Annotated in this window: 24 protein-coding genes, 1 tRNA gene and 1 pseudogene; 13 read left to right on the top strand and 13 right to left on the bottom strand. The window is 42.1% G+C overall.

The genetic code is table 11. The features are described from left to right. Nucleotides 1–136 precede the first annotated feature (136 nt). The 7 genes from LEPTO7376_RS15815 to LEPTO7376_RS15790 form a co-directional block, all read right to left on the bottom strand. A complete protein-coding gene (locus LEPTO7376_RS15815) occupies nt 137–967 on the bottom strand; it encodes an SWIM zinc finger family protein (protein ID WP_015135154.1) in 831 nt (276 codons plus the stop codon). Nucleotides 968–996: 29 nt separating this feature from the next. Beyond that, nucleotides 997–1,845: a D-alanyl-D-alanine carboxypeptidase family protein gene (locus LEPTO7376_RS15810; RefSeq protein ID WP_015135153.1), complete on the bottom strand. Its 849-nt coding sequence runs from the start codon at nt 1,843–1,845 to the stop codon at nt 997–999. 133 nt (nt 1,846–1,978) lie between these two features. Then, nucleotides 1,979–2,569, bottom strand: coding sequence for a PTPA-CTERM sorting domain-containing protein (locus tag LEPTO7376_RS15805; protein ID WP_015135152.1), 591 nt, complete (start codon nt 2,567–2,569; stop codon nt 1,979–1,981). Between the two features lie 157 nt (nt 2,570–2,726). Next, nucleotides 2,727–3,998, bottom strand: a complete 1,272-nt coding sequence (locus LEPTO7376_RS15800) for a response regulator (protein ID WP_015135151.1) — start codon at nt 3,996–3,998, stop codon at nt 2,727–2,729. Nucleotides 3,999–4,152: 154 nt separating this feature from the next. Next, the gene (locus LEPTO7376_RS15795) at nt 4,153–4,683 is read right to left on the bottom strand and encodes a phycobiliprotein lyase (protein WP_015135150.1); all 531 of its coding nucleotides are present in this window, start codon (nt 4,681–4,683) and stop codon (nt 4,153–4,155) included. Nucleotides 4,684–4,933: 250 nt separating this feature from the next. Then, entirely contained in the window at nt 4,934–5,134 is a 201-nt protein-coding gene (locus LEPTO7376_RS24930; RefSeq protein WP_015135149.1) for a hypothetical protein, read from the bottom strand. A 140-nt stretch (nt 5,135–5,274) separates the two neighbouring features. After that, on the bottom strand, nt 5,275–6,366 hold the full coding sequence (locus LEPTO7376_RS15790) for an aromatic ring-hydroxylating dioxygenase subunit alpha (RefSeq protein ID WP_015135148.1): 1,092 nt from the start codon (nt 6,364–6,366) through the stop codon (nt 5,275–5,277). Nucleotides 6,367–6,875: 509 nt separating this feature from the next. Here LEPTO7376_RS15790 and LEPTO7376_RS15785 point away from each other — a divergent pair. Next, entirely contained in the window at nt 6,876–7,109 is a 234-nt protein-coding gene (locus LEPTO7376_RS15785) for a DUF2811 domain-containing protein (protein WP_015135147.1), read from the top strand. Between the two features lie 18 nt (nt 7,110–7,127). Then, a complete protein-coding gene (gene pth, locus LEPTO7376_RS15780; protein WP_015135146.1) occupies nt 7,128–7,739 on the top strand; it encodes an aminoacyl-tRNA hydrolase in 612 nt (203 codons plus the stop codon). On the opposite strand, the gene LEPTO7376_RS29150 is transcribed toward pth, so the two are convergent. Beyond that, nucleotides 7,681–7,812 (bottom strand): zf-TFIIB domain-containing protein, encoded by a 132-nt coding sequence (locus LEPTO7376_RS29150; RefSeq protein ID WP_225901107.1) that lies wholly within the window; start codon nt 7,810–7,812, stop codon nt 7,681–7,683. The two genes, pth and LEPTO7376_RS29150, sit on opposite strands and share 59 nt — an antisense overlap. On the opposite strand from LEPTO7376_RS29150, the gene LEPTO7376_RS15775 reads away from it, so the two are divergent. Both LEPTO7376_RS15775 and LEPTO7376_RS15770 read left to right on the top strand, forming a co-directional pair. Then, a complete protein-coding gene (locus LEPTO7376_RS15775; RefSeq protein ID WP_015135145.1) occupies nt 7,766–8,773 on the top strand; it encodes a hypothetical protein in 1,008 nt (335 codons plus the stop codon). The genes LEPTO7376_RS29150 and LEPTO7376_RS15775 overlap by 47 nt on opposite strands. Nucleotides 8,774–8,918: 145 nt before the next feature. Then, nucleotides 8,919–9,176, top strand: coding sequence for a DUF5340 domain-containing protein (locus LEPTO7376_RS15770; RefSeq protein WP_015135144.1), 258 nt, complete (start codon nt 8,919–8,921; stop codon nt 9,174–9,176). Nucleotides 9,177–9,187: 11 nt separating this feature from the next. On the opposite strand, the gene LEPTO7376_RS15765 is transcribed toward LEPTO7376_RS15770, so the two are convergent. Further along, a complete protein-coding gene (locus LEPTO7376_RS15765; RefSeq protein ID WP_015135143.1) occupies nt 9,188–10,645 on the bottom strand; it encodes a diguanylate cyclase domain-containing protein in 1,458 nt (485 codons plus the stop codon). A gap of 267 nt (nt 10,646–10,912) precedes the next feature. Here LEPTO7376_RS15765 and LEPTO7376_RS23735 point away from each other — a divergent pair, with 267 nt between their 5' ends. Then, complete coding sequence (locus LEPTO7376_RS23735) at nt 10,913–11,464, top strand: SLATT domain-containing protein (protein WP_015135142.1); 552 nt, start codon at nt 10,913–10,915, stop codon at nt 11,462–11,464. Between the two features lie 586 nt (nt 11,465–12,050). Here LEPTO7376_RS23735 and LEPTO7376_RS15750 read toward each other — a convergent pair. Beyond that, nucleotides 12,051–12,959 carry an IS256 family transposase gene (locus LEPTO7376_RS15750; RefSeq protein ID WP_225901220.1) on the bottom strand — a complete coding sequence of 303 codons (909 nt, stop codon included), beginning with the start codon at nt 12,957–12,959 and terminating at the stop codon, nt 12,051–12,053. Between the two features lie 98 nt (nt 12,960–13,057). Between LEPTO7376_RS15750 and LEPTO7376_RS24925 the strand changes: the two are divergent. Beyond that, nucleotides 13,058–13,267 (top strand): annotated as a pseudogene (locus LEPTO7376_RS24925) (transposase); the annotation flags it as partial. 53 nt (nt 13,268–13,320) lie between these two features. Here the strand turns inward: LEPTO7376_RS24925 and LEPTO7376_RS15745 are convergent. Then, nucleotides 13,321–15,711: a GAF domain-containing protein gene (locus tag LEPTO7376_RS15745; RefSeq protein WP_015135141.1), complete on the bottom strand. Its 2,391-nt coding sequence runs from the start codon at nt 15,709–15,711 to the stop codon at nt 13,321–13,323. A 585-nt stretch (nt 15,712–16,296) separates the two neighbouring features. Here LEPTO7376_RS15745 and LEPTO7376_RS15740 point away from each other — a divergent pair. The 7 genes from LEPTO7376_RS15740 to LEPTO7376_RS15705 all read left to right on the top strand — a co-directional run bounded on the left by LEPTO7376_RS15740 (nt 16,297) and on the right by LEPTO7376_RS15705 (nt 21,296). Next, nucleotides 16,297–16,623, top strand: coding sequence for a hypothetical protein (locus LEPTO7376_RS15740; protein ID WP_041763759.1), 327 nt, complete (start codon nt 16,297–16,299; stop codon nt 16,621–16,623). Nucleotides 16,624–17,089: 466 nt separating this feature from the next. After that, nucleotides 17,090–17,797 (top strand): alternative oxidase, encoded by a 708-nt coding sequence (locus LEPTO7376_RS15735; RefSeq protein ID WP_015135139.1) that lies wholly within the window; start codon nt 17,090–17,092, stop codon nt 17,795–17,797. A gap of 167 nt (nt 17,798–17,964) precedes the next feature. Then, nucleotides 17,965–18,051: transfer RNA gene (locus LEPTO7376_RS15730), tRNA-Ser, on the top strand. 168 nt (nt 18,052–18,219) lie between these two features. Further along, a complete protein-coding gene (locus LEPTO7376_RS15725; RefSeq protein WP_041763747.1) occupies nt 18,220–18,468 on the top strand; it encodes a hypothetical protein in 249 nt (82 codons plus the stop codon). Nucleotides 18,469–18,526: 58 nt separating this feature from the next. Then, nucleotides 18,527–19,236, top strand: a protein-coding gene (locus tag LEPTO7376_RS24920; RefSeq protein WP_225901104.1) for an IS1 family transposase whose coding sequence is annotated in 2 segments (ribosomal slippage) — nt 18,527–18,806 and nt 18,806–19,236 — 711 coding nt in all. Because the reading frame shifts where the segments join, the coding sequence is not laid out codon by codon here. Continuing rightward, nucleotides 19,233–20,237, top strand: a complete 1,005-nt coding sequence (locus LEPTO7376_RS15710; RefSeq protein WP_083891125.1) for a 1-acyl-sn-glycerol-3-phosphate acyltransferase — start codon at nt 19,233–19,235, stop codon at nt 20,235–20,237. The genes LEPTO7376_RS24920 and LEPTO7376_RS15710 overlap by 4 nt, the downstream gene beginning before the upstream one ends. Nucleotides 20,238–20,414: 177 nt before the next feature. Beyond that, entirely contained in the window at nt 20,415–21,296 is an 882-nt protein-coding gene (locus tag LEPTO7376_RS15705; protein ID WP_015135138.1) for an Hpt domain-containing protein, read from the top strand. Here the strand turns inward: LEPTO7376_RS15705 and LEPTO7376_RS15700 are convergent. After that, nucleotides 21,286–21,921 carry a Vat family streptogramin A O-acetyltransferase gene (locus tag LEPTO7376_RS15700; protein ID WP_015135137.1) on the bottom strand — a complete coding sequence of 212 codons (636 nt, stop codon included), beginning with the start codon at nt 21,919–21,921 and terminating at the stop codon, nt 21,286–21,288. The two genes, LEPTO7376_RS15705 and LEPTO7376_RS15700, sit on opposite strands and share 11 nt — an antisense overlap. Before the next feature lie 120 nt (nt 21,922–22,041). After that, nucleotides 22,042–22,689, bottom strand: a complete 648-nt coding sequence (locus LEPTO7376_RS15695; protein WP_015135136.1) for a hypothetical protein — start codon at nt 22,687–22,689, stop codon at nt 22,042–22,044. Nucleotides 22,690–22,963: the final 274 nt, after the last annotated feature.

The raw sequence follows: 22,963 nt of genomic DNA, 5'->3' as shown, positions 1-22,963 counted from the left end.
AGAATTCAGGTTGGATATCACTGCACCTTAGTGTTTTCGATCCTATAGGTGATCGCCTAACTACACACTTTACTTTGATACTTGCTACTCAACTTTTCTAAAACGAGAACGCATATTTTCTCTTAATCAAGAATACTTAGGAGCCTCCCTGGAGTGCTTGCATTAGAGCCTGTTGACTAGCAGCAGTATAAACTTGCTGGAGATAACTTTGAAAAACCAGAGCTTCCTCCTGAGGGAGATTTAGTTGACCGAGCACTTCTAGCGTGGTTTTACCATCTGTTGGCGGTGTTAAAACGACAAGGCTAGGATCCAGAGGCTGATCGTACTGCCAAAACTTTTCGAAATCGAGTGTTTGCTTTGTCTTTGCTTTTTTAACTGTTGTTGAAGCAGATTTTGTAGATTTCTTTTGTTCCTTTTCTGGCTCAACATCAGCATTCTGACCTAGACGAAAATCTTTGAGAGCATCGAGGATTTGAGGTCGAGTGCGACCACGTAACTGAAAAATGACAAAAGGGTCTTCACTAAAGCGATCGCCGAGCTGATAATACACTGCACCAATGTGTTTGCAGGGATTGGCTTTGTCAGGACAACTACACTTAGATTTCACATCTCCGAGGGTAAACGGAAAGAGATTTAAACCATTTTGTGTAAAAACTTCTTCGATGGCAGCAGGCATCTCTCCAGCCAATAATTGCGCTGAAAAAATCGCTTTTTGTCCTAAAGATTCGATCACAAATCCCCAATCTTCGCCACTAAAAGTAGACAGCGTCAACGAAACTTTGTAGGGTTCCGGTTCACTGCCTTGAACGGCGGCGATCGCCTTAGAACCGACAAAATCAATGCTCAGTACATTTCCCTCTTTCGCATAGATACGTGCCCGTTCCAATCTTTTTTTGAAACGATAGGAATCAAGCAATTCTAACCAGCGCTGTACCCACCATTGGGTTTGAGGGAGAGAGTCAACCATAGGATTTTCGCAATATATTTTTTATTTATTTAGTTCTCTGTTTCAGTGTCTGACTCGGCGGCTGTCTCGCTAAAATTGCGGGATTTATAAAATAGTTCGAGGCTATCTTGGTCGCCGACAAATCTCCAATGCCAAGGCTCATAGGCAATGCCTTGGGGATTATCGCGAGGGAAAGATAGCTCAAAACTAAACCGCGCAGCATTACTTTGTAACCAATTGAATGCGGCAGTATTTTCAAAACTTGGGCTGAGATTTGTGCCGGGGACATTGCCATCACCAATATCGACAGCATAGCCTGTGTGATGCTCGCTGTGACGGGGAGGTGCACTGACTTCTGCCCGTTTTGTCGCATCTTGGGCTCGCTGTTCCTTTACTTCAAAAAACAGATATTCTTGTTCCTCAATGGAACGAAAGCCAGAAATAAGCTTAAGATTAATGCCATTTTGGCGGGCTGCAGCTGACATTTGCCGATATTTTTCTGCTGCTGCCGGACGTAATTTTAATGTGCCACTGGGGTAAACAAACTCTAATTCCCAACTTGGCGCTTCATCGTAGGCAAAATGCCCTAGGAGTTGATCGGGTTGGACTCCTGTATTTGATGTGGTTTCTGGCTCTGTTGTTTCAGTAATAGCCGATTCTGTGCTGGCTCCTGTTGTCTCACTGGTTTCGGAAGGAATAGAGCGCACTAAGACAAACTGCCAGAGGGCGATCGCCCCAACTGCAAGTATCCCGAATCCAATACCACCACCAATTAACAGAGGCATAACACCACTGCGACTATCTTGCTTCGTAGTCGTTATGGTAATGGACTCATCCCGCATTACCTCAGGAATATCCATTTCGTCTAAAACAGAAAGATCGTCGAGCTCTTCAGACACACTCACACCTAGACACTATATTCCCTAAATTTCGTGGTTATATTATGCCGCTTTACTGCGCCAAAAAAACCTTTCACCAAAAAAGTCTCCATCCCTTCCTCTTAAGTTATTTACTCATGAATAATGTTGACTCCTACTTTTGATTGCGCGATCGCCGATAAGCAGAAGAAAATAGTCCACCAATCAAAGGTAAAACTGCCGTTGGCGTCGGCACCGCAGGAACGACGGCTCCATATGTTGTTAAGACTACGGTCAAATTATTTCCAGCAGATGGAATCTCAACTGTTCCAGGAAAGATTGCCTTCACAATTAACGAACCATCGTCATTAATTAAATCTCTGATATCTAACGCGAAATCCTCAACAAACGAAAACTCTTGATCAAATGAACAACCATCCTCCTCTATATCACCAAACAAATTGATAATATCTGGCGCCACATAACATCCATAGCGACCAACAATATTGTCGTCAACTGAGAGATCAAAATATTCACCTAGCTCATCAATATCAAAACCACCATCAAAGGCTCCTGGACTAAACTCATTTTCCCCAGACAATAATCTCAATTTGCCATCCGCACCAGCGGAGGGAGCAAGATTATCAAACGGAACAGTTAAACTCCAGCCAGTACCAAGTTCCATGGCTCCCACACAACCTGCCGTCAAGCCATTCGCGGCGATCGCCCCAACACCAGCCAATAAAACTTTTTGGATACTATTCATAATCTATTCACCACTGCAAGCCAGTATGAAATTAACATCAGCAATACTCGATACCCACAACCACAATTTGCCATAGATATCAGCCTGAATATTTTGGAAAACTAGAACTTCATTCAATCTTTAAATCACTTAAGTGGATAACTTTGGGAACCCTGACTCAACTTGCAATGCTACTTTTCGCAACCACCCCTAAAACTGGCTGTGTCGGTAAACTAATCACAAACTCTGACCCTGAACCCGGAAAAGAGTTGCAAGAAATTGTGCCACCATGGCGCTGCATAATCCTGTAGGTCACAGATAATCCAAGACCTGTACCACTCCCAATTGGCTTAGTGGTGAAGAAAGGATCAAAAATATTTTCAAATGCATCAGGATCAATGCCTGTGCCATTATCAATAATCGATATTTGCAAAGTCTTCTCTGAAACCAATAGCGTCTGAATTGTAATGATGCCGCGCAATTCTGGGGAAGATTCTTGCTTTGTTTCAATCGCATCAATCGCATTTGCAATCACATGCATCAGAGCCTGATTAATATTGCGAAAATGGCAGTAAATCCGAGGCAGCTGTTTATATTCACGGACAATATCAATATGCTTTTCTTCCAGTTGTTGTTGCATCAAAGTTAAGGTGTTATCGATGCAATCGTTAAGACTCACTAATTTGATATCGGCCTCATCTAGCCCAGAAAAACTTTTCAGAGATTGCACAATTTTATTAATGCGTTTGGTTCCTGTGGTCATTGAACTTAAGACCTTAGGGATATCTTCGTTGAGATATTCGAAATCGATATTTTTCATGAATTCTTCAATCTCTGGTGGCAATGTCTCCTGTTTTTCCAGAAATAAATCGATCAAATCAAATAAATCTTGGAAATATTCCTTGAGATACTGGATATTGCCGTAAATAAAATTGGCTGGATTATTAATTTCATGGGCAACTCCCGCCACAATCCGACTCAGACTCGACATTTTTTGGGTCTGGACAAGTTGTGATTGTGTTTCTTTAAGTGCTTTATTCGCAATTTGTAGCTGATTAAAAAGCTTTTTTTGCCTTAGTCCAGCATGGATACGTGCGAGCAACTGACTTTTATTGACTGGCTTGTTTAAAAAATCGTCAGCACCGGCCTCTAGGGCAAAAACTTGATCTTCAACAGAACTTTTGCCAGTGAGAAGTATAAAAATAGTGCTGGTTAACTTCGGATTTGACTTTATTTCTTTGCAAACATCAATGCCAGAAATACCAGGCATCATCCAATCACATAGGACTAAATCTGGTTTTTCACTATAAATAAAATCTAATGCTGCTTGACCATTATTAACGACATGAAAGTTGAAATTGTGACCTTTGAGACATTGCTTGAGGACTATCGCTTGGGTCGCTTCATCTTCAACTCCCAAAATTAAGGGTGACTGGTTTTCGTTGACCATCGGTTAGGTATAACGTGCAAGGTCTGCAGCAGAACAGTATGATTTTTATGATCATCATTACAGCTACTTTAACGCCGTTTTCCACAGATAAACCCCTTAATTATCGCATATCGAATCTTAAGATTTCGTTACATTAACGTTGATTTAAGAATGATTATGACAAACGCTTTTCTAAATACTGACCCACCATTACTTCTTGACCAGCTTTTGAAATAATCGTTTGGCGAGTGCGATGGTGCTGTCCGACAAATTTGATTTCCTCTTCAAATTTCGAGCCGTCATAGGCTGTAGAGAGGTGCAGGATTTCTGAGCTAGGAATATCAAATGTAGCGATAATCGGTTTGGCGGTGGAGAAACCGCGGTCTCGATACATTTTATTATCACGGATACCGAACAAGGTTGTGCCGATGAGAGGTTTGCGTTCAACGTTTGTGTAGGTACTTTGCCAAACTACTTTGGCGCCGCAGGTGAAAGAAAAAGACGGAGCGAGGCAGTGTATTTTCGCTAATGATTTGAGTTCTGGGCGATCGCCTTCCAGGAAGAAAATTTCGAGTTGAGAATCGGCTTCGAGTACAGGGTCATTACTGGAATTGAGGGTGTAGTAGCGGCGCTGAGAATGCCATTGGCCGGCTGAACGATGAAAAAATTCTGCGACAACTGAGGGAGAAACGGAGCAAAGCGTCATTATTCTGTAAATACTCTTGCAGTTTTATTGATTCCAGAGTTTGTCAAGATACTCTAGCTCTATTGTTACATTTATTAATGTTTGATCACAACTCAAATACTAGATTTGTTCAAATACAAATCTTAGATATTGATTTTCTTGAATAGACTGCGGCGATCGCCTGTTGAATAGAGCCAAGCCAACCTCAATCAAAGAAGAGGAGGTCAGCATATTATTTCGAGCCTGACCTAAAAACTATCTAGCCATAGCATTAACGAATGTATTCCCACTTCTTCTGGATTAGAGATAAGAAGGTCGCATAGCCATCAGAGCTTGAAGGTAGGTCCGGTTTATTGTGATTGGGAAATTCGGTGTAGGGCTTCCATGGATCAACGGCGCTCATCCGCAAATACAGTACTCCGACTGACGACCCACCAGTCGGGCTCCATGTCATCTGTCCAACCTGTTTCACAGTAACTCCTTGCACAAAGCAGTCAACTTAAATAGTAATTAATACTCATTATGGTGATTGGTCAGAATAATTCCGCAAGAATTGTTACAGGGTAATTGACAAAAGTCACAGCATCAAAACTACTTTGCAGATTGTAGAGATTAATGTTGATTTTGATCGGCGATCGCCTGTTGTTTAATCAGTTTTTGGACTGCGACGATGGTGCGGTTGAGTTCAACATTCCGGCGTTTAGGGTTGGCGAGATAAGCCTGTTGCTCTTGTTCAATCATTTCCACATCCTGTACCACTAAACCATCTAGTAATTTTTGAGCGGCACCAAACAAAGAATCTTTGACGAAGCGACGGAACTTAATTGGTAATTTATGTAATCGCCAGAACGCATTGAGTGAGGTGAAGTGGATTAAATAAGCCTTTGTGTGAGTTTCATTGGTCGGGCAAAACAAGCAAGTAATTTTAAAATCTTTTCCTAAAGTTGCGTCCCAATTTGGGTAGACATAGCTCACATCTAGTGGCTCAGGGTGGAGCTTACGCAACGCTGGGAAAAAAAGCTGGGAAATTGACCAAATTTTATCGATTTTGTAATAACTCTGCGCTTCATAATGAGCATCAACTCGCATCTCAGACGACTCCAAACCCTCTAATTTTGCAGAGGCCCAGGCTTGATAATCATTGTGGAGATGACCGTGGTACATATCCATCAAATTTTCGATGAGGTAGGAAAAATGCCCTTCGCAGTCAATCACTGAAACGGTCACAATATAATTTAGATGAGCCCATTCTGGTAAGGAAAAAGGCTCAATCTTTTGCTCTTCTAGAGTTTCTAGATCACCAGGGAATACCCAAATAAAGCCATCCTGTTCCCGTACGGGTAATGAACGAATTTTGCAGTTTGGACGACGTTGATTTTCAGCGAGGTAGGGCACATGGGCGCAAGTTCCTTCTGCATCAAATTGCCAGCCATGGTATGCACATTCGAGGCGATCGCCCACCACTTGACCAGAACTGAGCTTCACCTGTCGGTGGGGACACCGATCTTCGAGGGCATGAACAGAGCCTTGGCGATCGCGAAATAAGACAAATTTTTCCTTCCAAAGTGTCAACCCGAAAGGCTGATCTATCACCTCACGGCTGAGTGCGGCTACATACCAATGATTTTTATTGATGCCACAGACCCGCACATCCGAAGAACCTGAAACGGCGATCACTGATTGCTGAGATGTGAGCTGTTGCATAAGAATGGAAAGGTCAGGAAACTGGGACTTTAATTTAAACAGATCCACCCTAGAAATTCATGGTTTTTCAAGAAATTTGCAATTCTTATTTTTCTCAAAAAAATCCCCCAACCATTCCCCACAGTTTCCCCAAACCGCTTTGAGATTTTCCACAGTTTTCCCAAAGTTTTCCACAACTTTAAACGTGTTTCTTTAACTTGAGATGATCCTTGGGGAATTCGATCTTTTTCTATCCACACACCAGGATTACAAACGAATTATTTGTGTAATGTAAACAAAATGACGCTGAAACACCTAATATCTCGTTGATAACAGTCTGATCACAAAAGGCTCGTTACATTTCGCAATATTGACAAACCCACCCCTACTTGGCTCACAATAGGGCGGCAAGGAAAAAAAATTAAGTAACTTATAACCCCGTAATAACCGAAAATATCAAAGCGAATTTTTTCTGGCACGGCATATTTTTACCCCTTCATTGAATAGAGTTGGCAAGGCATAAGGTAATCATGAATACAACCACCGTGAGCATTTTGGCAGAGATTCCTGAGGTACTTCACGAGTCACTGCAGGTCTATCTCGAAACCCACACCAGCTGGGATCAAGATCGTGTTTTTGCAGCAGCATTGTCTCAATTTCTATTGCAGCTCGGCGAGGGGAATACACCCCAAGAGGCGGAAGGCTATCGTTCTTGCGCCAGAGTATACTTAGAGACGCTATTTGAGCAATCAAAGTCTTACTAAGTTTTTGTCGAATTTTTCATGGGTCAAACCACATCTTTAATCATTCCTCAGTTGATTGTGGGTTTAGGGAATCCTGAGCCAAAGTATGATCGCACTCGCCACAATATCGGTTTTGAGTTTGTTGATCGTCTCGCAAGTGACTGGGGTGTTTCTTTGCAAGAAAATAAAAAGTTTCGCGGATATTGGGCAGAAGCACGCCGCAATGGCAAAAAGCTCGGTCTACTGAAGCCGACAACCTATATGAACCGCTCTGGACAATCGCTACGGGCAGTTATTGATTGGTATAAGATTCCGCCGGAGTCTGTGTTGGTTGTCTATGATGATATGGATTTGCCCTTGGGTCGTTTACGTTTGAGATTAACGGGTTCTGCAGGCGGTCATAACGGTATTAAGTCGATTATTTCTCACCTTGGCACAAAGGATTTTCCGCGATTACGAATTGGGATTGGGAAAGCAAGGGTGCAGGGCGATCGCCAAACGATTTCCCATGTACTGGGTAAATTTGCACCGAACGAACAGCCTGTCCTCAAGAAAGTTTTAACCCTCTCTGAAGATGCGCTCTCGATGAGTCTCAAGGAAGGGGTTGAGAAAGCCATGAGCCTTTACAATGGGCGCAGCGTTGAATCGTAAAGAGTCTTCGATGTAAAGCTTTTAGTGTGTTGTTCGTTAGGCAAGTTTCAGAAACGTTGAAAGATTTACTCAAAAAAATCAAACCTTATTTGCGTTGGTTAATTATTGGGCTAACGCTCTTTTTTTTGTTGGCCGCCTTGCGGAGTCATTGGCAAGAGGTCTCAAAAATACGATTAGGACTAGATGATTGGGGTTTAATCGGCATTGCGATCGCCATTACGACGATTGCCCATATTTGGTCAGCAGTGGTGTGGGGCGGCATTCTTAAATTGTTTCACGTAGATATTCCGCTATTAGCAGCGACTCGTATTTATGTGAGGACAAATTTAGCGAAGTATTTACCGGGCAATGTTTGGCATTTCTATGGACGAATGACAAAGGTTGTCGAGTCAGGAAGTTCTTGGGGAGTAGCGAGTTTATCAGTGCTACTCGAACCGCTTCTTCTAGCGGCAGGGGCGGTCATGATCGCCATATTGGGGCTAGGAGTCAATCTGGCAGAAATTGCGGCAATGCCAGCTTTAAAATGGCTCATTCCTCTCGGTTTAATGGCTGTGTTGACAGGCATTCATCCCAAGTTTTTTAATCCGGTAATTCAAAAAGTTTCTAAGGGAAAAACAAAGGATCATGCGCCAGTTTTTCTCAAGGTTTATCCGTGGCAACCACTTCTTGGTGAAATAGGCTATGTCTTGCTGCGAGGGGTTGGTTTTCTCTTAATATGGCAGGCGATCGCCCCGTTAGAGATAGCTCAAATTCCGGCATTGTTGGGAATTTATAGTGGTGCATGGCTGGCTGGCTTTATTGTGCCGGGAGCGCCAGGAGGCATTGGCGTCTTTGAAACGGTTGCAATTATCCTGTTAGAAACAATTGGGCAGACAGGAGTCGCCGAAGGAAATCTACTAATTATTGTGGCGATTTTGCGTTTAGTGAGTACCATTAGCGAACTGTTACCATTTGCTTTTTTAGGGTGGCGATCGCCACAAATGCAGCCAAGTCTTGAAGGACATGAAGTAGCGGAAGATATTGCGGAACAGTGATAAATCGCTAGAAAAATTCTTGTTGATTTGGGGCCTGTTTAGATTTGGGCTAAACTCTGTTACTCCAGTGGTTTTATCGGCACATAAACTTGATTGCGCCAGAGCCATTGTTTGAAAGTCCTTCAGACAAAATTAACTTGCTCCAATGAAATCAATTCCCTTACCTTCCCATGTTCACTATGAAACGATTTTGCAACTTTTAGAACGCAAAACCCAACGGGAAGCCTATCAAAACAAAATGACTCAAGAGCAAGTACAAAGCCTCATTCTCACGTTACGCAAGGCTTTTTCGCAGCAGAAACAGTTAGAACGAACTTGTGATCAGCTCCGTATTCCCTACGAATATCATTGGTCTCTCTCTGCGCAAGATCCGAGTCAAAGCAAAGATGTGAATGAAGAATAATTGGTTGGAGATTAGCGATCCGCGACGGACAACATTTCACCTAAGCTAATGCGATTACCGCCAGTGGCGATCGCCTCTTCTAGAGCTTGTTGGGTGGAAGTCATCAAGTCTGATGGCAAAATTGCGAGGGTCGGCACAATCGAGTTAATGCCGATGCTCACTGTCACATGCTTATCGATGGGGGATTGGAGATGGTCAATCCCTAATTTTGGAATGCTAGAAAGGATCTGATCAGCGAGGAATAAAGCGCCATCAAGATCCGTATTCGGCAAAATCACGCCAAATTCTTCCGCACTACAACGGGCAACTAAATCAGCAGGGCGTTGGCAAACTAAGGCGATCGCCCAAGAAACTTGCTGTAAACATTGGCGAGCTAATTCTTCACCATAGGTATCGTGATACAAGTCAAAATGATCGATCTTGCAGCAGAGAACTGTTAGGGGCAAATCCTCACGGGCAAGTCGTTGCCATTCCTTTTCAAGCACTTGCTCAAATCGACGAGCATTGGGAATGAGAGTCAATTCATCGGTAGTATTGGTTGCCGCAATTTGCTGTTGACTTGTCGCAAGCTGTTGTTCAAGTTCGTACTGATGGATGGCGATCGCCAATTGATTGGTCAGGACCTCTAAAAACTCAATCTCTTCCGCCAACCATTCCTTTTGTTGATAACAACTGTGGAGTAGCAGTACGCCCCAGAGATGATCTTCCACAATAATTGGAAAACTTAGGCAGGTTTTAACATCTAGTTCATGTAAGAGCGCTCTAATTTTGCGAGCTGGGTCTTCGGTCACTGCTCCGACATGGTTGCACTGGACTTGGCTATAGAAGCTCCAAACCCACGGGTTATTTTGAAAGTAAAGATAATAATCTTTGAAGTTACCGATATGGGAATTCACTGACCACTCGAACCGCATTCCCTCTGGCGCTTTGCCATCGAGCTGATAAACAATAGCTCGTTCGACCGCAAAGACTTGGCCCAGTTGATTAACGACATTGCGTAAAATTTCTTTCGGCGATCGCTTCTGAATGGTTTGCGACACCAGCATTGCCAAAAGTTCTTGTCGTCTTTTTGCGACGAATGCTACGCCTTGGTGATCAAACTGAGGCGCTGCAAAACATTGAAAATTCCAAATTCGCCCCAACACTAACTGATCAAGGCGGACAGGTTTACTAATCAGTTCAAAACTACGCCCATCAATAGTGTGTAGGAGCTCTTGGGTTTCGATTAGGGGTTGGGTTTCAGTGATATGAACTTCATGAATAAACGTCCCTTCATCACGCATCAGACTACCGATATAGCTAATCTGACTTTCGTAGGACATTCCGTACCGCACCTCATCAGGAATACGAAATATCTCGACAAACGAATTATTCATGAGCATCTGACCCTGACTATCGAGGCTAATCAGCACCCCCCAGTCAAATGAATCGATAAATGCCTGAATCATGGTCTGTTCTTTATCTTTCATGAATAATGAGGTGCCGAAAATCTAAAGGGTAGTTGTACTCAGTAGCGGTCATTCTGTTTATCTCGTCTATCGTCATAACTCAAGATTTGATGGGTGTTTTGACCGAGTTGATGCTGCCTTCTACGACTATTTTGGCTAACAATCCGTATGCTTAGGGAATGTTTTCACAATTTGTTTTAAGTTATCGATGTCCTCTCTTGTAGCCAGTATGCTGTGATTACTAGGGCTATTTTCCCTGGGAAATTAGGTGATTTTTGGTGGGAATAAATGGGCGATCGCACCTTACAGAAATTAGAGTTATTGCGGAAATGGTATGTCCGCATTCGAGCGGCACAATCAGGCCATTATCGGCAAGCATTGTCCTATCGCCGTCAACATTTATATTTGGGTGTGCCTGTCGTAGTTCTCTCTGCGGTGGTTGGCACTACGGTTTTTGCGACGCTCAATGATGCTGAAACGCCGGCTCTAATTAAAATTATTCTCGGTTCTACGAGTATGCTCACGGCGGCGATCGCCTCCCTCCAAACCTTTTTAAATTACGATGCCCTTTCCGAAAAACATTTAGCGGCAGCAACAAAGTTATCAGCGATCAAAAAAGAGATTGAAGAGAAAATGATCGTCTTAACTAAGGACGAAGAATTCACAGACTTTATTGAAAAAGTGCGTCTCGAATGGTCAAGCGTTACCGACGAAGCACCGCAAATTTCTGACAAGATTTGGAAAAAATACTGCGCAAAAAATACGCGAGGTCAGTTTCTCGATTTTGAAAGAGTCAAACAAGTTCATTCTCAAACAGATTCAACTATTTCTGAATCCTGAAAAGTCAAACATGCTTAGAGAGCTTTTGTTTAGGCGATCGTCTCTAGTACAATATCCAACCTCAAATAACTTACAATCAGAATAGATATAGCAAGCAATCTTTTCAAGGCAATGTCATATAGTGATTTCACCCTAAAAAAAGTAAAATCTGCCTTTGATTTAGAAATCATTGAAACTCAATCATCATTTGCCGATATTCCACCGATTACTCCGAGTGACTATCTTTTAAAAACAATTAGGTCGCAATGTCCCTTTAGCCTTATCAATCAATACAGAAAAGGCTCGCTCTGAACTCATTATCATTAATGTTTTACTTGAGATAAAAGATCAACTTGATCAGAAAATCAGCCTTTTTTCTGGCATAGATTTTAGTGTTGACAAAGAAAAGGGTTTAGCTGGCTTTTGTGACTACATTATTAGTGCTTCAGGAGAACAGCTCTATCTAGAAAAACCAGTAGTAACTATTGTCGAAGCTAAAAATGAAAATATTGTTTCTGGTTTAGGCGTTGCAGAATAGAGGTATGAATCCATGAGCATTGGGGGACAGGAACAGGGAGTGTCAAGAATTTTGTGTAAGCAAAGAAAATTAGTGAAGAAAATACTCTGGATTATCAATGGCAAAATAGCTCAAAGCTCTTTTCCAATGGGGTATTGGTATCGTCCATCTCTTCATCAAATGCTTCAGGGCTAAATACAGCAATTTCAGGGCAGCATCTGCATGAGGAAACATGCTCTTGGTTTTTAACACCTTGCCCAAAGAGCGATTGACCGCCTCAATGGCATTGGTGGTGTAAATGATGCGGCGGATGGGAGCTGGATAATCAAATAATGGAATGATGTTTTCCCAATGATTCAGCCATATTTGGGAAATAGTGGGGTAGATACCGTCCCAACGCTCCGCAAAAGCAGTTAAGGCGGATTCTGCCTCGGAAACTGTGGCGGCCTGGTAAATAGGCTTGAGGTCTGACACCACGGACTTACGGTCTTTCCAAGAAACGAATTTCAGGCTATTTCGTATCAGATGAACGATACATAATTGCACTCTCGTTTTTGGGAACACCGCTTCAATGGCAGCGGGAAATCCCTTCAACCCATCCACACAAGCTATGCAGATATGTTCGACCCCCCGATGGTGGATTTCATTCAGCACTGATAACCAAAACTTTGCCCCCTCTCCTCCCGAGGATAGCCACATTCCTAAGACCTCCTTGTGACCGGACTGCTTCACTCCCAGTGCTAGGTACAGAGTCTGATTCGTATCCCGTCCTTCCTCTCTGATTTTTATTCTCATGCCATCCAGCCACAATATCGGATATATCTCCTCCAGAGGACGATGCTGCCATGCTTTGATTTCCTCCATCACTGCCGAGGTCACTTCACTCACTAGCCCAGCTGAAATCTCCACCCCATACAGTTCTTGCATTTGTGCCTGAATATCTCTGGTACTCATACCTCGACTGTACAAAGCCAGTATCTTCTCTTCTAGCCCTTGAATACGCCTCTACTGGTTTGATTCTGTTTTTTCATGGGTCACGGTCTCCTTAACCATTTGTTGATTTTGACCGCTTACACAAATTAATTTACATACCCGTAGGAGCCAAGTTAATCTACCTTCCTCCCTATTCCCCAGACTTTTCGCCAATTGAAAACTGTTGGTCAAAGTTCAAGGGCACATTAAGGGGTATCGAGGCAAGAACTTATCCAGACTTAGCTCAAACGATTAATGTCGCTTTTTCTGAGATTACCCTTGATGACATTCGAGCTTGGTTTACTCATTGTTGCTATTGCACCTCATCAGACTAGAAAATGCTATTATATCGGGAAAGAACATTTGAGACATTGTGATATTTATTGTCTCAATCATCTAAAAGTTCTGCCATTATCTTGACCAATTGTCGCAAATTAATTGGCTTACCTAAATATTCATTTGCGCCAGCCTGAATGCATTTTTTCTTGTCTCCTTTCATGGCTAGTGCTGTAAGAGCAATGATCGGAATATTCGTTAATTCTGGATGCTCCCTCATTCGACCAATCGCTTCAAATCCATCCATATCAGGCATTTGAATATCCATTAGAATTAAATCTGGCGATCTAGACAAAGCTGTATCAATTCCTTTTTTGCCATCTTCCGCCACAATAATTCGGTAACCTTTTGCGATTAAATAACTCTTGATTAAGACAACATTGTCTGGGTTATCCTCTACTACGAGAATGAGAGGTTGAGATTGGGCTTCCTTTAATGAGATTATTTCGTACTGATCATTATTGATTTGATCTTTATTTTTCTCGATAGTATTTGATGCTTTGATGCAAGGTAGTTCAATTATAAAACAGCTACCTTTTCCTACTTCACTTGTTACACCTACTTTCCCTTTATGAAGTTTAACAATGCGTTTGGCTAGAGCTAGTCCAAGACCTGTTCCAGCATATTGACGATTTAACGCACTATCAATTTGAGTAAAAGGTTGAAATAGTTTGTTGAGGAAATTTTGATCAATGCCAATACCCGTATCCGTAACAATAAATTCAATGATATCTCGGGTGTTTGATTCGATATTTGAAGTCAACATATAATGCTTGACTTCAAGACTAACGTTTCCTCCTTTAGGAGTGAATTTAATTGCATTAGTAAGTAGGTTGATCAGCACTTGTTTGATTCGCCGTTCATCCAGGATTAATTCTGGTATTGTGTAAGGCAATTTTGATTCTAGATGAATGCCTTTTTCTTGGGCTTGCTGAGCAACAACTGACAAACTAAATTGGCAGAGATTGACAATTTTTGTGGGTTTACAATCTAATTTAAGTGTTCCAGATTCAACTTTTGCTAAGTCTAATATTTCATTAATTAATTCCAATAAATGGTGGCCATTTCGCTCGGTTGTTCTGATGGATTTAAGTTGTTCTTTATTAAGAGGGCCAAAGATTTCTTCACCTAACGCTTGCATCATCCCGAGGATTGTATTGAGCGGTGTTCGGAGTTCATGGCTCATATTTGCCAGAAATTCATCTTTTAGTCGAGTGGCTCGTTCTAGTTCTAAATTAGTAATAGCGAGTTCTTCATTGCGTTGGCTCAGTGCTTTTTGGGCTTCTTGTCGCTGGACAAGTTCTGTTTGTAGCCGCTCAAAAAGTTCTGCTTGTTGAATGGCGATCGCCAAACTTATTGACAACTGTTGGGTTAAATCAAGCTCCGATTTTTCCCAATGCCTCGTTGCATTACATTGATGGACACAGAGTAAACCCCACAAACAATCTTTTAGAGATAGAGGGAAAACCAGGTTCGCTCGAATTTGGAACTGCTCAAGAATATCAATATGACATTGAGATACTCCTGGTTCATAGATATCCTCAATTGCAAGATATTTTCCTTGCAAATAATGGGTGGCATAATTCTCACCGAAGGAATGATCATGAACTCGTTTCTCTAAAACTGATTTAATATTTTCTGCTATTGATTCCGAAACGAAAATACCATCGTCGAAGTTAGACTCTGGAATAAATTGAAAAATACAAACACGATCAACTTGTAAAAAATCTCTAATTTCACCACAAGCAGTATCAAAAATCGTCTGTAGATCAAGATGTTGGCTAATTCGCTGGCTAATTTCTCGGGATAATTTTTCTCTTTGTGCTTGTCTATTAATAACGACTTCTGCTTGTTTAAGTTGGTGAACTTCTGCTTTCAGTTGGTTAAACAAAGTAGCTCGTTCAATGATTACAACACAATGATTTGCTAATTGTTGTATGACATCAATATCGGCATTGTGCCATTGACGAGGGGATGAGCACTGATGAACGCATAATAAACCCCAGAGATTACCTTGATTTTGAATTGGCACAACTAAATTTGCTCGTACCTGAAAGCGCTCTAAAATCTTGATATGGCAATCGAGTAAGTCGTTGTTGTAAATATCATCAAGGGCAAAACATTTGCCTTGAAAGTAGTGTGAGGCATAATGTTCGCCAAAACAATGATCTTCGATACGAAGCTCAATTACTGAATCAAGAGTTTCTATTTTGGACTCAGCCATAAATGCTCCGGCACAATAGTTTGAATTTTCTTCAAACTTAAAGATGCCGACTCTATCTGCCTTGATGAATTTCCGGATCTCTTTACAAACTTTCTTTAAAATGAAGTCGATATCCAAGGACTGACTCATCAGTTGTCCAACTTGTCTTAAGAGCTTTTCTTTTGCCAGTTGTTCCTGGATAATATTGAGCTGTTCTTGGATTATGTCTTGCGGAGCCATCTTTTTGTTTTCACTACCTTCCTAATGAAATTCAAATCAAAAAGTATATAAATTTAAAATATTAATGTAATTGATCTAAACCTCAATAACAAAAATCCAGAAATAATAGAGTGAAATATTGATTTCTTTACTTAGAGCAATATTTATCTTCATCAATCGCAAAATCAAACAGTTAACAAAAATGATTCTCTGCTATTATTTCCCAAATTTCTTTGTAGGATCCTTATGAAATTTTATCATTTATATATTCTCTATGTGCTTTGACGTTAAGAAATAAGAGTATGATGCTTGTCTGAGTTTCTGGATTGAAATTTCAGCTTTTTTCACTAATATTTTAAGACCATATATAGTGAAGTTTGCTGCTAGGCTCCTTTCTTTGTGAAACTATTCAGATATTATTTTTAGCATTTACAGTCATTATCAAAATAAGTTTTGAAGTCGCTTAAATCTAAGATAAGTAAGAAGTGGCTGATTTCTGATCTGAATTCAATTGTTGTCTACTACAGAAATTTCCTTCATTTATACTTTAAGCGGTTTACTGAGCAAACTTATAATTGGGAGATACAGTAGAAAGTTATGTTGATAATGAATAAGCATTTATGGTGTGCTACTTTAGCTGGATGCCTTTCCGTGGCGATCGCCCCTATTGCCGATGCTGCTCCAGCCAAAATTTGGACAACTTGGGAACAAACGAACCTATCTCAGAAGCGATGCTTGTCTCGGGCGAAAAATGTAATTCGAGATTTGGGCTATGACTATCAAACGCTGACATCTGGTGTCTATGGTGAGTATGACGATTACAGTGTGACAATTCGTTGTATCACTGACATGAATATGGTGTTTTTTATTGCCACTCATCCCAATACTGATTGGGCGTCTGAAGAACTAATTAATTTGGTTGATGCTTTTTAGTGATCGCCACACAAATATTTTCAAGATTAATTGAAGAATATTGAAGAATATTGAAAAGAATATATCAAACCATCTTGATGGGAAGATACATTCTTTTTTATTAGGTCTAAATAATTAAGCCCTGACTTCTTTGAGAAGTGAGATATGGAAAGCAACACTTTTGTTGCTTAAATCTAATCATATAAAGAAAGGTGAAATTCTAATGAGCTTCGTGATCTAAATAAATATTTGATGACTTTTTAGAATGTCCCTGAAGTCTTTGTGTATAAGGGCTTGTGTGGGATTTGTGATCTGCTATACATAGCATTCAGCTAAGCAAGATAACAACTTCCAAAGAAACCTAAAGACCTTAGCCAACTGTATTTTTGATTGCGTTAAAACAAAGGGAGATAAGACTTCATTGAACAAGCTTAATTGCTGAATTTGATGAGTCTAACCTTTCAGAATCTCTTACGGAGAGAAATGCATGATCCGTATCTTAGTTAGTATCTTAGTTTTTGTAATCAATAAAGTTTATGCCAACCGCCCCTACCCAAGATTTTATGTGCTCGAAACGGTAGCACGAGTCCCATATTTTTCGTATTTATCGGTTTTGCATCTTTATGAAACCTTGGGATTTTGGCGTAAAGCTGATTGGCTAAAAATTCATTTTGCAGAGTCTTGGAACGAGCTACATCACCTATTGATTATGGAGTCCCTCGGTGGCTCTAACTTTTGGCTAGATCGTGCGCTCGCCAAAACTGTAGCTCTTGCCTATTACTGGATTATCGTTGGGATCTATATTGTTTCGCCACGTTCTGCCTATCGCTTTATGGAGCTTGTAGAAGAGCATGCTTATGCGACTTACGACAAATTTCTAAAAGCTGAGGCTGAGACTCTCAAAGGTCAACCTGCTCCGGCGATCGCCATCAACTATTATCGCGATGGAGATTTGTATTTGTTCGATGAGTTTCAAACCGGACAAATCCCCGAACATCGTCGTCCTAAAGTTGATAATCTCTACGATGTCTTTGTGGCCATTCGTGATGATGAGCAGGAGCATGTGAAAACAATGTCTGCGTGCCAGCAAGATAACGCTAATTTGATGGTCGTCAGTCCTCACGCTGCTGCGATTGAACAGCAACAAACACAGTCACCAGAAGCGTTGCCCACGCCGAATACTTTGGCTCAATAGCAATAGTTACAGGTTAGCGGCTAAAAACTTTAGGTTGAAAAACATATTGATAAGTTATCTGGGGTGATCTGGCGATCGCCCCACTTTTTTTATGAAAATCATATACACAGTCAAGAAAAATTCACGCTATGATAAGCTGTGCTACGGGCTAACTGAATAGCACTTCTGGAGAGATGGCAGAGCGGTTGAATGCGCCTGACTTGAAATCAGGTTTAGGGTCAAACCTAACGGGGGTTCGAATCCCCCTCTCTCCGCTTTGAAATCAATAATGTTTAGACTAAGGCTACGTTAATTTCTGGTCGCAGCCACAGTGATTGCAATGATACTGTGCCAATTTTTTTACCGTCACAAAATTAATATCCAGTTCAAGCTTCCTTCGGCAGAATAAAAGAAAAGCTGTACTCGACTGTGTATTGATTCTTATGTCTAATCCCGATTTCTTTCCGACACAAACGCAACCATTGCTTGTGCGTGTGATGCAAGGTCTGTCGTATTGGATTGCCAGATTTAAATACCAGCTAAAGTTGCGGGTGAGCAAAGAGGATTTAGAAAAGGTTCGGCAGCTTGGTGATGCGCGGATTGTATTTATGCCGAATCACCCCACTTTTGATGATGGTCTTGTCGTATTTTTGTTTTCTGCGCAGCTGCGTGAAGGATTTAATTATTGGTAGTGGTGCACTAGTAATGGTTGTGGAAGAATAGGGGCAAGATTAAACGTCAAGTCTCACCGTGCTCACTTGCCCTCAATGTCAGTCTCCCAGCACCATTAAATATGGTCACACCCATTCGGGAAAGCAGCGCTATCGTTGCCATGAATGTGGTCGCCAGTTTGTGGAACATCCTGCCCACCCTCCCATTGCAACTGACACTCGTCAATTGATTGACCGTCTCCTATTAGAACGTCTCTCTCTCGCTGGTATCACTCGTGCCACAGGGGTCTCTCTGCGCTGGCTACAGTACTATGTCAATGCCAAATTAGAGACTGTGCCTCACGAGTTACCTGTGACTCAAAAAAAAGAGGGCAACTGACCATCGAAATGGATGAATTGTGGTCTTTTGTCGGTAGTAAAGGTGAGAAAGCATGGATTTGGCTGGCTCTTGACCGAGACACCCGAGAGGTGGTGGGATATGCCATCGGAGACCGTAGTCAAAAGACTGCGAAACAATTATGGGATTCTCTGCCTCCTGTGTATCGTCAGTGTGCGCTGGTCTACACCGATTATTGGGATGCCTATGGCTGTGTCTTACCGAGTAAACGTCATCGAGTTGTGGGCAAGGAGACTGGACAAACAAATCATATTGAGAGATTCAACAACACTCTACGTCAGAGAACGTCCCGCTTAGTCCGTCAGGCACTTTCCTTCTCGAAGAAGTGGGAAAACCACATTGGAGCAGTGGTCTATTTTCTCAGACACTATAATCTCTCTCTTCAGTTATGACCATTACTTGTGCATCACTACCTAATTATTTAGTTGCCCACGAGAACTTTAAAGGATGGCTCGGCGGCTTTCTGCAAAAAACAGGATGCTATTCGATTCGGCGTGGGTTAGGCGATCGCCGCAGTATTTCCCATACGCTGGAATTATTGAAGAAAGACCGAGCGCGGATGGTGATTTTTCCAGAGGGAGGTTGCTCCTTCCAAAATGACGCAATTATGCCGTTCCGAACTGGAGCCATCCAACTGCCATTCCAAGCGATGCAGTCAATTGCTAAGAAAACAAAAGAATTCCCACCCTGTTACCTGGTGCCGATCAGTATCAAATACCGTTATCTCAAGTCTGGCAAAAACATTATCGAAAAAAGCTTGCAAAATCTGGAAAAGCATTTTGGGATTAAGCCAGGATCCAGTGATTTTTATCCCCGTTTGCGTCGAGTATCTGAAGCTGTGATGTCGAATTTGGAAGAAGAGTACGATATTAAGCCCCCAGCAGATGCTGATTGGAATGACCGGATTCGCACCACTCGTAAGACGGTATTACAACTGTGCCAAGACGAACTAGATGTGTCGTTCCCCGAGGATTTTCCATTGCGGGAACGGGTCTATAAAATGCAGGCCTTACTGATCGAAAAAGCCAATGATGAGTTTGCCCTCGATCTCGAAACCCACGAAAAGCTTTACCAGTCTACAATGCGGCTCCTGAATTTTGATGCAATTTATGACGGCTATGTCGGTGCATATCCCACCACAGAACGCTTTATTGATACGTTGACTCGTTTAGAACGGGAAGTGTTTAAGGTGGAGATTCCGCAGCCAAAAGGATTGCATGAAGGCTGGCTAAAAATTGGAGATCCGATTAATCTTCAGGATTATGCTGATCAGTATAAAGGCGATCGCCAAGACACCATTGCGCAGCTCACTGAAAAGATGCAATTCCAGGTTCAGAACAATCTTATGGAGATGATGTTTGATGATCGCCCAAAGATGGATTCGCTAGTGTAAATATTTCGTCAAAATAGCTTAAGAACTTTCAGTACAATTAAAATCTAGACCGTTACAAATTTAAGGACTATGCGGATAGCGCCCGCAATCCTTGATAACGTAAACAAAGCTCGGGGTGATCGCACCCTGCCCAGACTCTGTTAAACATTGCACCCCAAGATGTGAGGGAAAGAATCCGTGGATGCTGCCAGCCAACAAAAAATTCTCGGTTACTTTATCGAAGAAGCCAAAGAACACCTAGAAACGATCGAGCAAGGCATTCTCGACCTCGGTGGTGCTGCTGATGACACCGAGCAGATGAATGAACTCTTTCGGGCAGCGCACTCGGTGAAAGGTGGTGCCGCGATGTTGGGGTATTCCAGCATTCAGAAAACGGCTCACCGCCTCGAAGATGGGTTCAAGATTTTTAAAGAAAACAAGATTAATGTCGATCACCAGCTCGAATCATTATTCTTGAACGCCTACGATGTCTTGTCCGCTCTTCTCGATAAACTGCAAAGTCCCTACGGCCTCAAGGACGAAGAAGGGCAAGAAATGGTGAAAGAGGCAGAGCCACAATTTGCTGAGCTCCAGGCTTATCTCGAAAGTTTGGCCAATGGCGAAACCCCTGTTCCTTCAACCGCATCGGCTCCGGCCTCCGCTGCAATTGGTGAACAGTTGCGCAATCATCTCCGTCAAATGTTGGCACTCTTCAAACAGGAAGCAACTCCTGCAAATCGTCAGCAACTCCAAAAAGTTTGTGTTGGCCTAGCGAAACTTGATAAGGAGACAAAGTCTTGGCAAACGGTTCTCAAGGCCGCTCACAAGGCGATCGCCAACCAGAGCCATTCTTTTGATTTATTAGCGCCTGTTGTGATCAAAGAACTCAAAACAGCGGGCGATCATCTAGATCTTGGTCAAACGCAAAATATTACCCTCAGCCCAGAACTGAAAAACTTGGCGATCGCGAAAGTGCCCCAGATTCTTGTGCCTGTCGATCCCAAACATGCAGCCCAAACTTTGGCAAAAGCCTTCAACAAAAAGCAAATTGCTCAGCTCGTTCAAATGCTTAGCAGTTAAGACTTTTCAAAATGTCTAAATTATTACCGGCGATCGCCTCCAGATTGTCGGTGATTTTTTGTATATCCCAATCCCACCAAGCAATTTTTTCGAGTGACTCAATCACTTGATCATCGAATCGTTTACGAATGAGTTTGGCTGGATTTCCACCCACAACACCATAGGCTGGCACATCCTTTGTGACCACTGATTTCGCCGCGATAATGGAACCATGACCGATTTTGATGCCCGGCATAATCACACTTTCATAGCCAATCCACACATCATTGCCAATTATCGTGTCGCCTTTGTTGGGATATTCTTCTTGCTTCGGCATGACCCGCGCCCAATCTTCTCCAAAGATCTCAAAGGGATAGGTCGAAAATCCAGACATTTTATGGTTCGCACCATTCATGATGAATGTCACACCGCGGGAGATCGCACAAAACTTTCCGATAATTAGGCGATCACCAACAAAGGGAAATAGATAGAGAACATTGCGCTCGAAATTCTCCGAATCTTCTGGGTCATCGCAATAGGTATAGTCACCAATGATGATTTGGGGATTTTTGACCGTGTTTTTGATGAAACAAACCTGCGGAAAATTCGGTAGGGGATGTACCTGTCGCGGATCGGGATAATTCATCGGATAGCCCTACTTCTAATGCTGATGGCAATTAGGATAAGCTAACTCACTATGCTGATTTTTTTAAACTCAAAATCTTGGATCTTAATTTTGAATGTCAAATATTAAAGGCTGATTTATTCAATACAGTTCGTCGTAGTCCGCTATTTCTACTCGTCTAGGTTCTGTACGAGATAGTGGCAGAAAATCACCACGTCTCATCGTTCCTGAATGGGGATTATGAGGATGAATGACATTTACAGTCCTAGGAGTCTTAGTTTGACGTTGTTTTGGGGCAGCAAACAAAGATATAACCCCCGCCGTAACCACACCACCGCAGACAGTCAATATTGCCCCACCTACAGCCCAAAATATAGGTGATTCCAACTGAGAGTTTTGTTCCACTGGGGGGAGTGCTGTTACTTCTTGCTGATTTTGTTGCTGTGCTAAATGCCACTGCTGTTGGGTCGTAAAACTTTCAAGTTGGACTTGGAGTTGTTGATTTTGCAACCTTAATTGTTGATTATCGGCTTCTAACTTCTCCATCTGCATATTCAGATTCAACCTTTCCAATTGCAGCGCTTGGTTGGGATCTGGTATTGGTTGCTGTCCGTAGTTGGGAGTATACGGCATGGGTTGTTGTACTGCTTGGGGGGCTTCAACAGTTGGCATTTGTGGAGTAACAGCAACATTCGGTGGTTGAGCAGGGGTACCTGTTCCTTTAACCAAGACAAGTGCTGCTAACCCAGCTATAGAAACTCCACCGATAAACGCAATACCTTCACTCATATTATTTTATTCCTCAACTAGAACTTGAGCTTTACTTGATTTGGACTGGCGCGATCTCCGACTCATAATTTATCGCCTGTTTTTAAATTCAGATTCAGACTCAAATTGTAGGCCAACATCTCAGGTGATTTTTCACTTGGCGACGGCTTGCTATCTGCTATCACCATATAAATATCACATGAGTCTAGTTGTACACCAAAAAATGACAAAAAAAATCATACTGTGATACAGGATGTTCGACTAGGTTTTAACCTTTATAGAATCAGGGTTGCAG

The sequence above is a fragment of the [Leptolyngbya] sp. PCC 7376 genome (assembly GCF_000316605.1).
Lineage (GTDB): Bacteria > Cyanobacteriota > Cyanobacteriia > Cyanobacteriales > MRBY01 > MRBY01.
Note: the sequence above shows the minus strand (reverse complement) of the source record. Positions and strands in the feature narration are given on the sequence as shown.

Coding starts and splice junctions, on each gene's coding strand:
- LEPTO7376_RS15815 (WP_015135154.1), bottom strand. CDS start 967: ATGGTTGACTCTCTCCCTCAAACCCAATGGTGGGTACAGCGCTGGTTA.
- LEPTO7376_RS15805 (WP_015135152.1), bottom strand. CDS start 2,569: ATGAATAGTATCCAAAAAGTTTTATTGGCTGGTGTTGGGGCGATCGCC.
- LEPTO7376_RS15800 (WP_015135151.1), bottom strand. CDS start 3,998: ATGGTCAACGAAAACCAGTCACCCTTAATTTTGGGAGTTGAAGATGAA.
- LEPTO7376_RS15795 (WP_015135150.1), bottom strand. CDS start 4,683: ATGACGCTTTGCTCCGTTTCTCCCTCAGTTGTCGCAGAATTTTTTCAT.
- LEPTO7376_RS15790 (WP_015135148.1), bottom strand. CDS start 6,366: ATGCAACAGCTCACATCTCAGCAATCAGTGATCGCCGTTTCAGGTTCT.
- LEPTO7376_RS15785 (WP_015135147.1), top strand. CDS start 6,876: ATGAATACAACCACCGTGAGCATTTTGGCAGAGATTCCTGAGGTACTT.
- pth (WP_015135146.1), top strand. CDS start 7,128: ATGGGTCAAACCACATCTTTAATCATTCCTCAGTTGATTGTGGGTTTA.
- LEPTO7376_RS15770 (WP_015135144.1), top strand. CDS start 8,919: ATGAAATCAATTCCCTTACCTTCCCATGTTCACTATGAAACGATTTTG.
- LEPTO7376_RS15765 (WP_015135143.1), bottom strand. CDS start 10,645: ATGAAAGATAAAGAACAGACCATGATTCAGGCATTTATCGATTCATTT.
- LEPTO7376_RS23735 (WP_015135142.1), top strand. CDS start 10,913: ATGGGCGATCGCACCTTACAGAAATTAGAGTTATTGCGGAAATGGTAT.
- LEPTO7376_RS15745 (WP_015135141.1), bottom strand. CDS start 15,711: ATGGCTCCGCAAGACATAATCCAAGAACAGCTCAATATTATCCAGGAA.
- LEPTO7376_RS15740 (WP_041763759.1), top strand. CDS start 16,297: ATGAATAAGCATTTATGGTGTGCTACTTTAGCTGGATGCCTTTCCGTG.
- LEPTO7376_RS15735 (WP_015135139.1), top strand. CDS start 17,090: ATGATCCGTATCTTAGTTAGTATCTTAGTTTTTGTAATCAATAAAGTT.
- LEPTO7376_RS15725 (WP_041763747.1), top strand. CDS start 18,220: ATGTCTAATCCCGATTTCTTTCCGACACAAACGCAACCATTGCTTGTG.
- LEPTO7376_RS15710 (WP_083891125.1), top strand. CDS start 19,233: ATGACCATTACTTGTGCATCACTACCTAATTATTTAGTTGCCCACGAG.
- LEPTO7376_RS15700 (WP_015135137.1), bottom strand. CDS start 21,921: ATGAATTATCCCGATCCGCGACAGGTACATCCCCTACCGAATTTTCCG.
- LEPTO7376_RS15695 (WP_015135136.1), bottom strand. CDS start 22,689: ATGAGTGAAGGTATTGCGTTTATCGGTGGAGTTTCTATAGCTGGGTTA.